This window comes from Paenibacillus sp. FSL H7-0326 (genome assembly GCF_001955535.1).
Taxonomy (GTDB): Bacteria; Bacillota; Bacilli; order Paenibacillales; family Paenibacillaceae; genus Paenibacillus; species Paenibacillus shunpengii.
In genome coordinates, this window is sequence record NZ_MPVN01000001.1 from 1219526 (window position 1) to 1235227 (window position 15702).

The window sequence follows — 15702 nt, forward strand, 5'->3', positions numbered from 1 at the left end:
CGCTTCCGATCTATTGAAGTGATGCACAGATTATACGATAGGAAGAGAAATCTTGAATTCTGTTCCTTCTCCAGATTTACTGTCAACGGATATGGTGCCTCCATGATTCTTAATAATTCGATAGCTGACGGATAGTCCGAGCCCAGTGCCTGCTTCCTTGGTCGTAAAGAAAGGATCAAACAGCCTTACTAAAGTATTGTGATCCATTCCCTGTCCATTATCTCTTATGGAAATGACGACATTAGTGCCTTCTTGCTGTGTTTCAATCTGGATAAGCCCTGAATGATCCTCACCTACATTCTCGATGGCATCCATTGCATTCTTGACCATATTCAGCATGACCTGCTTAATTTGTTTTACGTCGATGGACACATATAGCGGATGATCAGCATTGTCCATCTCTATTTGACATCCTTTCATTAAACCTTCGCTTTCTGTAAGCAGCACCACTTCTTTGAGTAAAGATTGAACTGGAATCACGGTTTTTTGTGGGGCAGAAGGCTTGGATGAATTAAGGAATTCATAAATAATATCATTCGCTCGATCAATTTCTGTAAGTATAATTCTTGCATATTCATCCTTGCCTAACTGAATAAGGTGAGGTCTTAGCAATTGGATAAACCCTCGGATGGCGGTTAGCGGATTGCGAATTTCATGAGCGATGGAGGCTGAGATTTGTCCCAGCATGGCCAGCTTATCGTTCTGATATGCGGTTTGCTCGATTTGTTTGAAATCCGATACGTCCTTTACACTTAGCAAAAAGTTGCCGTCCATCTGATCACCGTACGTCATAGTGATGAGCCAATGCTTCCCATATTCGTCAAGCACCTCATGATAGCGCTTACGATGGAAAATGGTCTCCCTGAATATCCTCATAATCTTTTTCTTTTTGAACCGGCTAATGTATGGATGCCGTACGAGCTGAACTACATCACAGCCGAGCAGTTGATGGCGTGGCAGCTCTAGCAATCTGGCCATCTGCAGATTAATGAAAGTAAGAACCCCATCCCTATCAAATAACATGATTCCGCTATCCAAGTGTTCTAGAATATTCTCATAATTGCTGTTATCTAGATGCTGTAGTGGAAATACGTCGTTTGCAGAAATCAATGTGTTCTGAAACTCACTGATCATACTCAGGCTCCCCCTTTACACGTAAATGGAACTTGCCGATCGGACTACTAATCGTCACATAGATGATGACGAGGCTTCCCGCTATAGATCTAAACCAGCGTCGACCATACAGACACAGGGGTCTTTCGTGTCATACGACTACGTTACGCTTCAGATAAGGCACCATTAACATAAGAACTGGAATGAAGTATGAATCACTGCAGTATGGAGGTCTATGAGGTTTAACTTCGGGCGCTGATCGTTTGCTTCCTCGCTGTTAAGCTATGTTTAGCTGATCTACCGTCATGCAGAGTTTTTGGGGATGTCTATTTAATCATAGACAAGTTTACCAATTAGAGTCAACCGAAGATACTGTCGAATTGTTGGATATTAAGCAGATATAACCTTTTCTGTAGAAATTAAAATGGCATTATATCCTACATCTAAAGCCTCCGTTAATAACGGAGGCTTCATCTTTATGCATAGGTATTTTCGGTTATCGGCCTGTCTGATTTGGCTTGATCTTGGATCGTCTCTTGCTCATGACAGCAAGTCTTCGTTTAAGCTCGCTCTCCCATTTATGATCTTCTATGCTCTTAGCAATGGATAGCAAATCCAAGGAAGTATCGATCTGACGCTGTATAATTTCTAGAGGATCTTCGTTCTCCCGGTTTACGCAATTTTCGTAAATCGTATCTTCATCTTCCATGACATAATCCTGAAAATCAATCTCAGATGCACCATCACCATGTGCATACTCAGCCAATATTTCATACTCATTCTCAACCTTATAGTGAACCTCTACCCGATTACATACCGGACAAAAGAGCAGGGGAACATTGTGGACCTGCGTTCGGTAATGCTTTAATGTTCCCTTTGTCCCGATCATACTTGCTCCACAACAAAAACTCATTTTGCTCACCCTCCTTGTAGACACAAAACCGGAAGCATTGTATACATTATGTTCAATAGCGTATTCTTTTACCCTATTCGTTATGACAATCCCAATTCCTCTTTCTTAATCGAATCTCCATAAAAAAAGGGCTATACTCGTTATAACACGAAAAAAACCGACTTAAAACGCCAATTAGTTAAGGATATTGAATATTCCTCGTGTAGACATAGCAATATAAGTCTATACGGTGAAAAAAGCCCTCTCAGCGGTAATTACCGCCTTGAGGGCTTACTTAACTTAGAAGCGATATAACGATTTACAGGTTGCTGTCGCCTGGCTTCCAGTTCATTGCGCACAATCCGCCGGATTGCAGAGCTTGAAGCACACGAAGTGTTTCTTCTACAGAACGACCCACATCGTTGTGGTTAACGACTTGATATTTCAACTCGCCTTCAGGGTCAATGATGAAGAGACCACGTAGTGCAACACCTTCTTCTTCAATCAATACGCCATAGTCACGAGCAACTTGCTTCGTAATGTCGGAAGCGAGCGGGAAGTTAATTTGACCCAAGCCGCCGCTGTCTTTTGGAGTGTTGATCCAAGCTTTGTGGCTATGGATCGAGTCTACACTCACACCAAGAATTTCTGTATCCAAAATTTTGAAATCATTATAAGCATCGCTGAGTGCTGTAATCTCAGTTGGGCATACAAATGTGAAGTCTAGCGGGTAGAAGAAAAATACCAGCCATTTACCGCGATAGTCAGACAATTGAACCTTACCAAAATCTTTACCATCACCAGTTACGGTCTCCATTACAAAATCCGGAGCTGTTTTTCCAACCAAACGTTCTGCCATGATAAAAAGTCCTCCTTCTCCTATGTAACCAAAATCGTTTTCTCTTTAGTTTGTGAAGAGTATGTGAAACTCTTAAAATTAATGAAGAGTTTATGAAACTCTCAAAAAAGAGCACATTTAAAATCCTATCACCGTCAAGTTTCAAAGTCAATATTATAAACCTTATTTGTTGATAATTATTATAATTAAGAAGAAAAGAAGCACAGTATGGCCGTTAACCTCTCCTACTGTACTCCTGACTTATCATTTTAAATTTAACTTCTCTTCATTCTACAAAGCTTCTATGCACTCTTATTTTACAATCGCCGCTACAATCAGATCTCCCATCTCGGAGGTGCTGATCGCAGTGCTCTTATCTACAGCAATATCACTTGTCCGATGTCCTGCATCCAGCACCTGGGCAACTGCTCTCTCAATCGCATCTGCTGCATCGCTGTATCCAAATGTCAAACGGAACATCAAGGCAACTGACAGAATCGTCGCAATCGGATTCGCTAATCCCTGACCTGCAATATCCGGAGCTGATCCGTGTACGGGTTCGTATAGACCAAAGCTTCCTTCACCCATAGACGCCGATGCGAGCATTCCGATTGAGCCTGTAAGCATAGCCGCTTCGTCACTTAAAATATCACCAAACATATTTTCCGTAACAATGACATCAAAGCTTGATGGACGGCGCAGCAGCTGCATTGCACAGTTATCTACGAGTACATGCTCAACTTCAACATCTGGATACTCTGGAGCGACCCGGTTCACCACTTCACGCCATAAGCGGGAGGTTTCAAGCACATTTGCTTTATCGACCGATGCCAATTTTTTTCTACGTTTTTGTGCAATTTCAAAAGCTTGTCGAACAATTCGTTCTACTTCTGCTACATTATATACGCAGGTATCTACCGCTTCTTCGCCATGCTCTCCCTCTCTGCGGAACTTCTCTCCAAAGTAGATTCCGCCTGTCAGCTCTCGAACGACCATAAGATCTGTGCCTTCAAGCACTTCCGGCTTTAGTGTAGAAGCATCTTTGAGACAATCGAATACGACGGCAGGTCTCAGGTTGGAAAATAATCCGAGTGCTTTGCGGATCCCCAGCAATCCTGTTTCTGGACGAAGCTCCTTGGAATTGTTGTCCCATTTCGGACCTCCGACCGCTCCAAGCAGTACCGCATCCGCACTTTGACATATCTCGAGTGTTTCTTGCGGCAACGGAGTTCCTGTCTTATCAATTGCAATTCCGCCAAATAAAGCGTGATTTGTTTCAAAAGTGTATCCAAACACTTCTTCGGTTCGTTTCAACACTCTTTCCGCTTCTGCAACAACCTCTGGTCCAATGCCATCTCCAGCAATGACGGCGATTTTTTTGACTTCTGACATGACTGCACGCTCCATTCTAAATAATATCTGCTATATACCTTTGTAACATAATCACGGTACATTTGACCAAGATATAGAAGCTATCGCGTCTATAGGTATAGACTATAAGGCGGTACGAAGTTGAAAGAGATGGAAGAATCCGATTACAATAGACTTGTTTAGATGGTTCAATTTCCCTGATGAGAGGATGATAGTGGATGCAGTATACGTATTTAGGAAGATCAGGACTCAAGGTAAGCCGTCTGTGTCTGGGTACGATGAATTTTGGACCCGCAACGGATGAGAAGGAAGCCTTTCGCATCATGGATGCTGCCGTTGATGCAGGCCTCAATTTTTTCGACACAGCAAACATCTACGGATGGGGTGAAAATGCAGGACTGACAGAAACGATTATCGGTAAATGGTTTAAGCAAGGCGGCGGACGCAGAGAAAAAGTCGTACTTGCGACCAAAGTATACGGCTCCATGCATGACAGCAACGATGGACCCAATGATGAAGCAGGCTTGTCAGCCTACAAAATCCGTCGGCATCTCGAAGGCTCACTTCAACGTCTTCAAACCGATCATATTGAGCTCTATCAAATGCACCATGTCGATCCTAATGTCTCCTGGGAAGAATTATGGGGAGCTTTTGAAGTTGGAATTCATCAGGGAAAAATCGGCTATGTCGGCTCAAGCAATTTTGCCGGATGGCAGATAGCGGTTGCTCAAATGGAAGCCAAGAATCGAAATTTCTTAGGGCTTGTGTCAGAACAGCACAAATACAGCCTGAATTGCCGGCTTCCTGAGCTCGAAGTGCTTCCTGCAGCACATAAGCTTGGACTTGGCATCATTCCTTGGAGTCCGCTTGATGGCGGTCTGCTCGGACGAAATGCACTCAAGAAGATCGAAGGAACTCGTAGTGGTGGAATTGCGGAGCGTGTCGAGCAGCATCGCACACAGTTGGAAGAGTTCGGTGCACTCTGCCGTGAGCTTGGAGAGCCGCAGGATAATGTCGCTTTGGCTTGGCTCCTTGCGAATCCTGCGGTTACCGCTCCAATTATTGGTCCTCGCACACTCGAACAATTCGAAAACACACTAGATGCACTGGAGATCAAGCTGGACGAGTCAGTCCTCAAGCGGCTGGATGAAATCTTCCCAGGTCCAGGCGGTCATGCGCCAAACGCTTACGCGTGGTAATGAATTTTCAACTCTTTCACAGCATTCAAATACAGCAGCAAAAAAAGCGGCCTAAGCTATTACAGCTTGGCCGCCTTTTGTCATTGTCATCACGATTCTCAGAGAATAGAGAGCTATGATCTTATTTATGAGTCCAGTGCATCATTTCACGCAATTGTGCGCCGACAACCTCGATTGGATGATTCGCTTCATTACGGCGAGTCGCTGTCAGGAATGCGCGTCCGGATTGATTTTCCAGGATGAAGTCGCGAGCGAATTTACCTTGCTGGATATCGCTAAGGACTGCTTTCATTGCTGCTTTGGTGTCTTCAGTTACAACGCGTGGTCCAGTTACATAGTCACCGTATTCCGCTGTGTTACTGATGGAATCACGCATGCTGGCAAGTCCACCTTCATACATTAGGTCAACAATCAGCTTCAGCTCATGCAAGCATTCGAAGTAAGCCATTTCTGGAGCATAGCCAGCTTCTGTTAATGTTTCAAAGCCTGCTTTTACAAGTGCGCTTACACCACCACACAGCACAGCTTGTTCACCGAACAGATCTGTTTCTGTTTCTTCACGGAAGGAAGTTTCAATAACACCAGCACGTGTACAACCGATCCCTTTTGCATAAGCCAGACCAATTTCTTTGGCTTGACCCGTAGCATCCTGCTCAATCGCAATTAGACCAGGTACACCAAAGCCCTCAACATATGTACGGCGAACCATATGCCCAGGAGATTTAGGAGCTACCAGCATAACATCACTGTCTTTAGGAGCAACAATTTGTCCAAAATGAACATTGAAGCCGTGGGAGAACATCAGAGTTGCACCTTTTTTCAGGTTAGGCTCAATTTCATTTTTGTAAACGGAAGCTTGTGTTTCATCCGGCATCAGGATTTGCACAACATCAGCACGGCGAGTTGCTTCTGCAACCGGCAATACTTCGAAGCCGTCATTTTTAGCTGTCTCAAATGATTTACCTTCGCGCAAACCGATAACTACGTTTAGACCACTGTCACGCAAGTTTTGTGCCTGAGCATGTCCTTGACTTCCATAACCGATAACGGCGATGGTTTTACCTTTCAATACACTAAGATCTGCATCCTGTTCATAATAAGTTGTAACTGCCATTGTTAAAGCCCTCCTTTGTATTGTAAAGAAAACCCTGCATGAATGAGCGGGTGTTTCAAGGGACTGCAGAACCGTCCGTTAATCTAAGCCTCTAGTCCCCTCAAGCCCCCGCTCATTCTTCAGGACTGCAAATTCCTGTCGCGGTAAATGACTAAAATATGATGTTAAGACAGGCTGGCTAATGAATACGAAAAGTATATTTATACGTTTCCTCGGATCATTGCCGTTACACCTGTTCTAGATAATTCCCTGATACCATATGGCTTAATGAGCTCGATCATCGCGTCAATCTTATCTGTATCTCCTACAACTTGAATCATCAGGCTGGAGTTGCCGATATCGACAACCGAGGCACGGAACGTTTCGACGAGACCCATAATTTCCGGACGAACCGAAGGCTCTGCTTTGATCTTGATCAGTGCGAGCTCGCGTGCAACCATCGGATTGGAGCTCAAATTAACAACCTTGATAACGTCAATTAATTTGTATAGCTGCTTCTCAATCTGCTCAAGAAGATGTTCATCCCCAAGTGTCACAATAACCATTCGGGATAATCCGGCTTCCTCAGACTGACCAACCGTGATACTTTCAATGTTAAAGCCGCGGCGACCGAACAGACCTGATACCCGTTGAAGTACTCCTGGCTGATCATTTACCAGTACGGCAATCGTATGTCTATTCATGATTTATGCATCCCCCATCAGCATTTGATCAATGGTCGATCCCTGCATTACCATCGGATATACGTTTTCTTCCTTGTTAACAACAAACTCTACAAGCACCGGACCGTCTGTTTCGAGCGCTTCTGACCAAATCTTCTGCGCTTCTTCCTTATTCGTGGCACGCAGACCCTTGACCCCATAAGCCTCTGCCAATTTGACAAAATCAGGACTTCCAGCTAGATCAATGTGACTATATCTGTTGTCGTAGATCAGCTCTTGCCATTGTCTTACCATCCCTAGTACCTGGTTGTTGATAACCACAATCTTAACTGGAATCTTGTTAATTGCACAGATGGCAAGCTCTTGAGAACACATCTGCATACCGCCGTCTCCATTAATAGAGATAACGAGGCGATCCGGATGCGCCATCTGAGCACCGATGGCTGAAGGGAAGCCGAAGCCCATCGTTCCAAGTCCCCCGGAAGTTACCCATGAACGCGGTTGATTAAACTTGTAATACTGAGCTGCCCACATCTGATGCTGGCCTACGTCCGTAGTTACAATTGCGTTGCCTTCCGTCGTGTCATTCAGCATCTCAATAACCCATTGAGGTTTGAGGACTTCATCTGAATCCTTGTAGTTATACAAACGGTCGCCTTTCCACTCCCGTATCTGGTTCCGCCACTCATCTGCCTGATCTGCACGCGCAGCTTCATGATTGAGCAATTCAAGTACGGTCTTCACATCCCCTACAATCGGAATGTCTGTCGGTACGTTTTTGCCGATCTCTGCAGGATCAATATCAATATGCACGATCTTCGCTCGTGGGGCAAAACCGTCCAGCTTGCCGGTTACCCGATCATCAAATCTTGCTCCAAAGTTGATCAATAGGTCAGACTGCTGAATAGCTTGATTCGCTGTATACGTACCGTGCATCCCAGGCATCCCCATCCATAGCTCATGACCGCTTGGGAATCCACCAAGACCAAGTAATGTTGTCGTAATTGGAATCTCTGTCTTCTTCACAAATTCGAACAGTGCTTCATGTGCTCCAGCGTATACGATTCCGCCGCCGGCCAGAATTACGGGTCGCTCTGCTTGCTTAATCGCTTGGTGCAGCTTATCAAGCTGCAGCTTGTTAGGCGTAACTGTTGGATTGTAACCTCGCATATTTACAGGCTCTGTCTGTGGAACAAACAGCGTCTTATTAGCGGATACGTCCTTAGGAATATCGATTAATACCGGACCTTTACGCCCTGTGTTCGCAATATGAAACGCCTCATGAATCACTCTCGGCAAATCCTCTACTGAGCGAACCAGATAGCTGTGCTTAGTGATCGGCATCGTAATCCCAGTAATATCTGCTTCTTGGAAAGCATCCGTACCAATCAAGCTGGAAACGACATTCCCCGTAATGACAACAAGTGGTACCGAATCCATGTAGGCCGTTGCAATGCCCGTTACCAGGTTAGTTGCTCCCGGACCGGAAGTAGCGATACATACGCCTACTTTTCCGCTTGCCCGAGCATATCCGTCGGCTGCGTGAATGGCGCCTTGCTCATGCCTTGTAAGCAAATGCTTGAAATCTTCAAATCCATACATTGCATCGTAGATGTATAGGACCGCGCCCCCCGGGTAGCCAAAGACGCATTCAACACCTTCTAACAGCAAGCTTCGAAGTAGAATTTCCGAGCCTGTAATGACTTCCGGTTTCATCCATTTCTCACGTAGTTGATCAGTTGATCGCATTTCAGGATTATGCGCATTCATGAAGATCTCCCCCTTCTTAAGGATTACATTAATCTGACATGTTGAAAAGAAATCAAGTAAGGGTTATCTGTAATTGATGACCCTTGATTCATCTTGCTTTTACAACAAAAAAACCTTCCATCCCTGCGGACATAAAATATGCCTCGCGAGGGACGAAAGGTTGCTGCTTCCGTGGTACCACCCAGATTTGTCAAATTCCTCACGGAATCTGACCTTAGCAAGTAGTAAGAAATGTTGGTCAGATAAGACCTACCCATTCTTCATACCTGTCGTCTGTAACGTAGACTTACGATTTTCCCTAATAGGCAAGAACCTTGCTTGCTTTTCAGGAAAACAGCTCCGAGGTGAGCTCGTACTTAAGGGATTATGGTGGTACTTTCAGCTAAAACTGTCCACTCTCTGCACATAAGTGCCCTTAAAACTTCGTCCTCATCATTGCCGATAAACTATAGCGGTTAAATGTTAGGAACATTATAAGATTCATTTGTAGAAATAGTCAACACTTTATTTTTCAAAATTCAGTCAATCCATGTACAAGCCTTGCTGTATCAGCTATTTTTTGTCCGAAATACCGAACATGACCAAGCTCCTTAGGCATATAATACCCCATTCATATTGTATGCCCCAAAAAGGAGGATTATCCATGATTCGCAATCGCAGACCTAAGCAAGATGATCCAGCTATCATGGAACTGATTCATAGCCAGCTTGTGCCTATCTCACATTTGAGCAAGCAAGAGATCAACCTGATTATTCAGGATATTCCAAGCCGTTTAGCCCGAGGCATTACATTGGTATCCTCTGCTAATTATGAATCCAGCATTTGTGGTTTTGTACATTTTATGATGCATGGTTCTTTACTATACATTGACATGATGGCCGTTTATCCAAAGGAACAGCGCAAACAGCATGGCAAAGAATTACTGAACAAAGCGGAGCAATTTGCGGCTTCACGAGGGTGTAAGAAGTCAAAAGTTATGGTGGATGAAGGAAACAAAAAGGGAATCAATTTTTATCAAAAGATGGGATATAAGATGCTTCGCTATGTTGATATCGGACGGTGCTACGAATTGGAAAAAGTATTAAGTGAAAGCTAGAATATCAAAAGAATGAACACAAAATATTATCAATGAGATAAAAATATTTAATAGAAAAATTTATTTTTGAAGCCATATCCTCCATAACCTTGCCCTGGTCCGTAACCTGGTCCCGGTCCATATCCAGGTCCAGGTCCATATCCAGGGAAGCCTCCATACCCGCCTCCAGGTCCTTTGCCTCCATATCCATACCCACCGTATCCGCCTGGACCAAATCCGCCTCCGAAGCCTCCGCCGAATCCGCCTGCAAATGGCAAGGTTCCAATTGCCAACAGGTCAAATAGGACAAGCGGAATGAGTGCCCGTGTAGATGCATCTTTCCCTTCCGTCGGCTGGAGCATAATTTTATTCCCTGTCACATTAACAAGTGTACCCGTCACTTTTGTGCCATCTTTGCGAACAGCGACAATACGCTGCCCGACCATTTTTTTTGCGTCATTTAGACTAACAGAATTATTCATTCTTTTCCCTCCTTCTTTACGTAGGATTCAGAATCATCTTATTCGTATGTCGGCATAAATGTATGTTTCAATGTCCTGCATGTACAAAAAAAGTGATGCCTGCATCTTAGAGCAAGCATCACCTTTGTTGATAAATTAAATATTACGTTAACGTTTGCCTGGATCGTATGGCTGTCCCAGTGCAGCAGGTGCTGCTGAACGTCCGACCGCTGCTACGAGTACGATGACAGTAAGCAGATACGGCAGCATGAAAATAATTTCCTGGGGAATAGCCTGAGCCCATTCGAACATTTGAATATAGTTACGGACAGCTTGGGACAACCCGAAGAAGAGAGCTGCACCAAATGCCCCGATCGGATTCCACTTACCAAAGATCATGGCAGCAATCGCAATATAACCTTGTCCGGAAATTGTGTTGTGTGCGAACACATTTGTAGTCGTCAGCGTAAGAACAGCACCGCCGATACCCGCAAGTGCACCACTGACCATAACAGCAAGATATCTGTACTTCGTCACATTAATCCCCATCGTATCCGCAGCACTTGGATGCTCCCCGACAGAGCGAAGACGCAAACCGAATGGCGTTTTGTACAGGAATAAGAATGTTAATATTACAAACAGCACAGCTAGGAATGTAGATGGATAATGATGAATAAATACATTACCGAAGAACGGAATTTCAGCTAGCTTCACACCGAATAATTCTGGATTCCATTTTTTGAATCCATTAATAAGCGGCGTTTCCCCTGACCCGTCAAACAGAAGCTTAACCATATACAATGTGCTTCCTGCTGCCAAGAAGTTAATGACAATACCACTTATGATCTGGTCCGCTTTAAAAGTGATAGAGGCTACAGCGTGAATCAAGGAAACAACCACACCTAACACGGCTGCTGTAACCAGACCAACCCAAGCCGCTTGCCCACCTGTCATCCCCGCTTCTTGAGCATAATGAGCGGATACCCCTGCAGCAAAAGCACCGAAGATCATAAATCCTTCAATCCCCAGATTCGTTACACCGGAACGCTCTGAGAATATACCACCAAGCGCAGCAAATACAAGAGCTGTTGCAAAGACAAGTGTCGTATTAATCAGCTGTCCGGAGAGCGTTATGAAATCCATAATTACAACACCTTCTCTTTCTTGCGCTTCGCATAGAAGGGCTTAAGCACCCAGCGCACGATACCTTGTGCAGCAATGAAGAATATGATGGAGCCAATTACGATACGTATCAATTCCGGTGGAACATCTGCTGCGAAGCTCATTCCGGCAGAACCGTATGTCAATCCTCCAAATAGGAAGGCTCCTAGAATTACACCAAACGGATGATTCATACCAATCAGTGCTACCGCAATACCATCGAATCCAGTACCCGGGGATCCTTGGAGGATCGTTTGATAGCCGAATACACCCAGAATTTGAAAGGCACCCCCAAGGCCTGCCAAAATACCACTGATAAACATGGCTTTGACAATGTTGCGATTCACCTTCATCCCTGCATATTCTGCAGCATGATGGTTATGGCCTACTGCACGAAGCTCGAAGCCTTGCTTTGTTTTCCACATGAATACATAGAACACTACCGCTGCGAGAATCGCAATCAGTGTGCCCCAGTGAACACGGGAGTTACTCATTAACTCAGACAACCAGCCAATCGCAATAGAGGCGGATGGTTGAATCTCTTCGGAACGATTCTCACCCGGCATCAGCATGAATTGTCTTACGACAAGATTGCCCAAATAAAGTGCAACCCAGTTCATCATAATACTGGTGATGACTTCATTCACCCCGCGTGCTGCCTTGAGATAACCTGCAATTGCTGCCCACAGACCACCCGCTAGAGCCCCTGCAATTAATGCAAGCGGTGCATGAATAATCATAGGCAATCCCGTCAGCTTAATTCCGACAAATGCGGAAGCCGTCATCCCTACGATAAATTGTCCTTCAGCCCCGATGTTAAATAGACCTGCACGGGAAGCAAACGCAAAGGCCAGCCCCGTCATAATGAGCGGAGTCATTTCACGCAAAGTTTCCCCAATATTATAGGTGTTTCCAAATACTTTCTCGACAAGTGCTCCGTATGCCGTTATCGGATTATATCCGCCAATAAGCATTACGACTGCACCCAATAGAAGACCCAATATAATAGCAACAACTGGATATATAATTGAATCCTTAGTGAACCATTTTAATACGCTACTCACTAGATGCACCTCTCTTCACGGTGCTACCTGCCATCATCAGACCCAGCTCTTGATCATTGGTCTCTTCTGGAAGCACTTCACCAACAATATGTCCCTCATAAATAACCGCAATCCGGTCCGAGACATTCATAATTTCATCGAGTTCGAAGGAAATTAACAGCACAGCCTTACCTTGGTCACGTTGAGCGATCAATTGCTTCTGAACGAACTCAATAGCCCCTACATCAAGACCACGTGTAGGCTGAGCAGCAATAAGTAAATCCGGATTTTTGTTTACCTCTCTGGCGATGATCGCCTTCTGCTGGTTACCTCCGGATAAAGCTCGTGATAAAGTATCAATGCTTGGCGTTCTTACATCAAAGGCCTGTACCAGCTTCTTCGTATGCTCCTGAATTGCCTTGAAATTCAGGAACCCTTTTTTGGAATAAGGCTCCTTGTAATAGGATTCAAGCACCATGTTCTCGCTCACAGAGAAGTCCAGCACAAGACCATGCTTATGACGGTCCTCTGGAATATGCCCGACGCCCGCTTCCGAAACCTTACGAGGCGGCTCATTCGTAATATCCTTGTTATTCAGCGTAATTTTGCCTGAATTTACTTTACGTAAACCAGTAATGGCTTCAATCAGCTCACTCTGACCATTACCGTCAACTCCAGCGATTCCGACAATTTCTCCTGCACGTACTTGCAGATTCAGCTTGTCCAGTACGGCCATGCCTTCTTTATTTTTCGCGGTTAATTCATGGATATCGAGTACGGTTTCCTTAGGTGCAGCAGGCTTTTTGTCCACTTTAAAAGTAACGTTGCGCCCAACCATCTTCTCAGCCAGATCATTAGGAGTCGTCTCTGACGTCTTCACCGTATCGATGACTTTACCTCGGCGGATGATCGTTACCGTATCCGAAATTTCCATGATTTCTTTCAGTTTATGAGTAATAAGAATGATGGATTTGCCTTCAGCGACCAGCTTCTTCATGATCACCATCAATTCTGAAATCTCTTGAGGAGTTAATACCGCTGTCGGTTCATCAAAAATCAAGATTTCCGCGCCTCTGTAAAGGGTTTTTAAAATTTCGACGCGCTGCTGCATTCCTACAGAGATGTCTTCAATTTTTGCATTAGGGTCGACCTTAAGTCCATATAACTCGGATAACCGTTTAACTTCTGCCACTGCCTTTTTATAGTTAATATTGAGGCCCAGCATTCTTTTAGGCTCTGAACCCAATATAATATTCTCTGCTACTGTAAATGGCTGCACTAATTTAAAATGCTGATGCACCATTCCAATACCTAGCTCGATGGCTTTATTCGGACTGTCAATAATTACAGGCTGCCCGCCAACTTCAATTCCGCCCTCATCAGGCTGATATAGACCAAATACAATATTCATCAGCGTCGATTTTCCGGCGCCGTTCTCACCCAGCAGTGCATGAATCTCTCCCTTATGCAGCTGCAAGCTTATAGAGTCATTAGCGACAATGCCCGGGAAGCGTTTAGTAATTTGCTTCAACTCAACGACAGGAGTTGCTGCACCCATGAGATCACCCTTATAAATTTGATTTGATGGTATTAACCCTAGACGTAAGAACAAGGCTAGTTATATAAACCAGCCTTGTTTTACATCCATTACATGTAAAATTCAGTATTATTCTCACACGAAACAATCAATCGTAATTTTTACTCTGCAGGAATTGTAATTTCACCGCTAATAATTTTTTCTTTGTATTCGTCAACCAGCTCAAGTACATCCGCTGGTACGTTTGCTGTAGAAGTCTCAGCTACGCCAACACCGTTAGCAGCCAGATCCAATACTTCTAATCCTGGTTCAAAAGTTCCGTTAATCACTTCTAGAGATACCTTCTTAACGGCTTCGTCTACTTTCTTGATCATAGAAGTCAGGGTAATCTCATCACCGAACTCAAGAGACTGGTCTTTGTCTACACCGATAACCCAAACATCTTGTCCGGAATCTTTACGTGACTTCGCTTCGTTAAATACGCCTGTTCCTGTTGCGCCTGATGCATGGAAGATAATATCTACACCTTCATTGTACATCGTTGCAGCGGCTGTTTTACCCAGGTCAGGCTTGTCAAATGCACCTGTATAGTTAGGAACGAACTGTGCATCCGGATTTACTGCCTTTACGCCTTCTCTAAATCCAATTTCGAACTTTTTGATCAGCGGGCTTTCCATTCCACCGACAAAACCAACCTTGTTTGTTTTCGTCATTTTACCTGCAATAACACCAACAAGGAAAGAACCTTGGTCTTCAGCGAACATTACAGATTTGACGTTTGGAGCATCGACTTCACTGTCAATAATTGCAAGCTTAGCTTCAGGGTTCTGTTCAGCGACTGTCTTGATTGCTTCAGCCAGCTGGAATCCAATTCCCCAAGTCAAAGAGTACTGGTCCTTAACAAATGTATTCAAGTTTGTGTTGTAATCTGCATCGGATTTACTTTGAAGATATTTAACATCTGCGCCTGTTTCTTCTTTAACTGCCTCAAGTGCTTCCCAAGCAGATTGGTTGAAAGATTTATCGTTTACACCGCCGACGTCAGTAACCATTCCGATTTTTGCAGAGGATTCAGCTGCGCTGCCGCCTCCCTCACCGCTGCCTTGAGAGCTGCTGTCATTGTCATTGCCGCATCCAGCTAGAGCAACGGAAGCTGCAAGAATCATGCTTAAAGACAAACTTAGTACTTTCTTCATCTTGGAATTGTTCCCCCTTAAAATATTCCCTATCTGATATCATACTTTGTTCTTCAGATTTACGGATTATACACTTGTCCGATCAATCATTATCTATAAGTACAAATCAATAGGACTGTCCTACTAGAGGTGATTATACAATCAACCCATGTTAAAATCCAGCACTTTCATGACTTAATTTTTAGTTTTTTTAAGAATGTTCATAATTGTAAGCGCTTTATCGTTTATAATTGACATGTTCAGGTTGATTATATGTCATATATTATAACA

Annotated in this window: 14 protein-coding genes; 2 read left to right on the plus strand and 12 right to left on the minus strand. The window is 44.2% G+C overall.

From position 1 onward, the window contains the following. Positions 1 to 30: 30 nt before the first annotated feature. The 4 genes from BK126_RS05875 to leuB form a co-directional block, all read right to left on the minus strand. Positions 31 to 1134, minus strand: coding sequence for an ATP-binding protein (locus BK126_RS05875; RefSeq protein ID WP_076311706.1), 1104 nt, complete (start codon positions 1132 to 1134; stop codon positions 31 to 33). Between the two features lie 475 nt (positions 1135 to 1609). Next, complete coding sequence (locus BK126_RS05880) at positions 1610 to 2026, minus strand: hypothetical protein (RefSeq protein ID WP_047910026.1); 417 nt, start codon at positions 2024 to 2026, stop codon at positions 1610 to 1612. 298 nt (positions 2027 to 2324) lie between these two features. After that, the gene (locus tag BK126_RS05885) at positions 2325 to 2864 is read right to left on the minus strand and encodes a peroxiredoxin (RefSeq protein ID WP_076311707.1); all 540 of its coding nucleotides are present in this window, start codon (positions 2862 to 2864) and stop codon (positions 2325 to 2327) included. 291 nt (positions 2865 to 3155) lie between these two features. Continuing rightward, complete coding sequence (gene leuB, locus BK126_RS05890; RefSeq protein WP_076311708.1) at positions 3156 to 4235, minus strand: 3-isopropylmalate dehydrogenase; 1080 nt, start codon at positions 4233 to 4235, stop codon at positions 3156 to 3158. 197 nt (positions 4236 to 4432) lie between these two features. Between leuB and BK126_RS05895 the strand changes: the two genes are divergently transcribed. Continuing rightward, positions 4433 to 5413: an aldo/keto reductase gene (locus BK126_RS05895; protein ID WP_076311709.1), complete on the plus strand. Its 981-nt coding sequence runs from the start codon at positions 4433 to 4435 to the stop codon at positions 5411 to 5413. 121 nt (positions 5414 to 5534) lie between these two features. Here the strand turns inward: BK126_RS05895 and ilvC are convergent, their stop codons facing one another. From ilvC to ilvB, 3 genes are all read right to left on the minus strand, one after another. Beyond that, entirely contained in the window at positions 5535 to 6527 is a 993-nt protein-coding gene (gene ilvC / locus BK126_RS05900) for a ketol-acid reductoisomerase (protein WP_076311710.1), read from the minus strand. 200 nt (positions 6528 to 6727) lie between these two features. Then, positions 6728 to 7210, minus strand: coding sequence for an acetolactate synthase small subunit (gene ilvN, locus BK126_RS05905; protein WP_047910030.1), 483 nt, complete (start codon positions 7208 to 7210; stop codon positions 6728 to 6730). A 3-nt stretch (positions 7211 to 7213) separates the two neighbouring features. After that, on the minus strand, positions 7214 to 8959 hold the full coding sequence (gene ilvB / locus BK126_RS05910) for a biosynthetic-type acetolactate synthase large subunit (RefSeq protein ID WP_076311711.1): 1746 nt from the start codon (positions 8957 to 8959) through the stop codon (positions 7214 to 7216). A gap of 643 nt (positions 8960 to 9602) precedes the next feature. On the opposite strand from ilvB, the gene BK126_RS05915 reads away from it, so the two are divergent. Next, on the plus strand, positions 9603 to 10055 hold the full coding sequence (locus BK126_RS05915) for a GNAT family N-acetyltransferase (protein WP_076311712.1): 453 nt from the start codon (positions 9603 to 9605) through the stop codon (positions 10053 to 10055). A 47-nt stretch (positions 10056 to 10102) separates the two neighbouring features. On the opposite strand, the gene BK126_RS05920 is transcribed toward BK126_RS05915, so the two are convergent. The 5 genes from BK126_RS05920 to BK126_RS05940 all read right to left on the minus strand — a co-directional run bounded on the left by BK126_RS05920 (position 10103) and on the right by BK126_RS05940 (position 15432). Continuing rightward, positions 10103 to 10516 carry a hypothetical protein gene (locus BK126_RS05920; protein ID WP_076311713.1) on the minus strand — a complete coding sequence of 138 codons (414 nt, stop codon included), beginning with the start codon at positions 10514 to 10516 and terminating at the stop codon, positions 10103 to 10105. Between the two features lie 147 nt (positions 10517 to 10663). Continuing rightward, positions 10664 to 11638, minus strand: coding sequence for an ABC transporter permease (locus tag BK126_RS05925; protein ID WP_076311714.1), 975 nt, complete (start codon positions 11636 to 11638; stop codon positions 10664 to 10666). Between the two features lie 2 nt (positions 11639 to 11640). Continuing rightward, positions 11641 to 12720, minus strand: a complete 1080-nt coding sequence (locus tag BK126_RS05930; RefSeq protein WP_076311715.1) for an ABC transporter permease — start codon at positions 12718 to 12720, stop codon at positions 11641 to 11643. Continuing rightward, positions 12713 to 14257: an ABC transporter ATP-binding protein gene (locus BK126_RS05935; protein WP_076311716.1), complete on the minus strand. Its 1545-nt coding sequence runs from the start codon at positions 14255 to 14257 to the stop codon at positions 12713 to 12715. The genes BK126_RS05930 and BK126_RS05935 overlap by 8 nt, the downstream gene beginning before the upstream one ends. A gap of 140 nt (positions 14258 to 14397) precedes the next feature. Further along, positions 14398 to 15432 carry a BMP family lipoprotein gene (locus tag BK126_RS05940; RefSeq protein WP_076311717.1) on the minus strand — a complete coding sequence of 345 codons (1035 nt, stop codon included), beginning with the start codon at positions 15430 to 15432 and terminating at the stop codon, positions 14398 to 14400. Between the last annotated feature and the right edge of the window lie 270 nt (positions 15433 to 15702).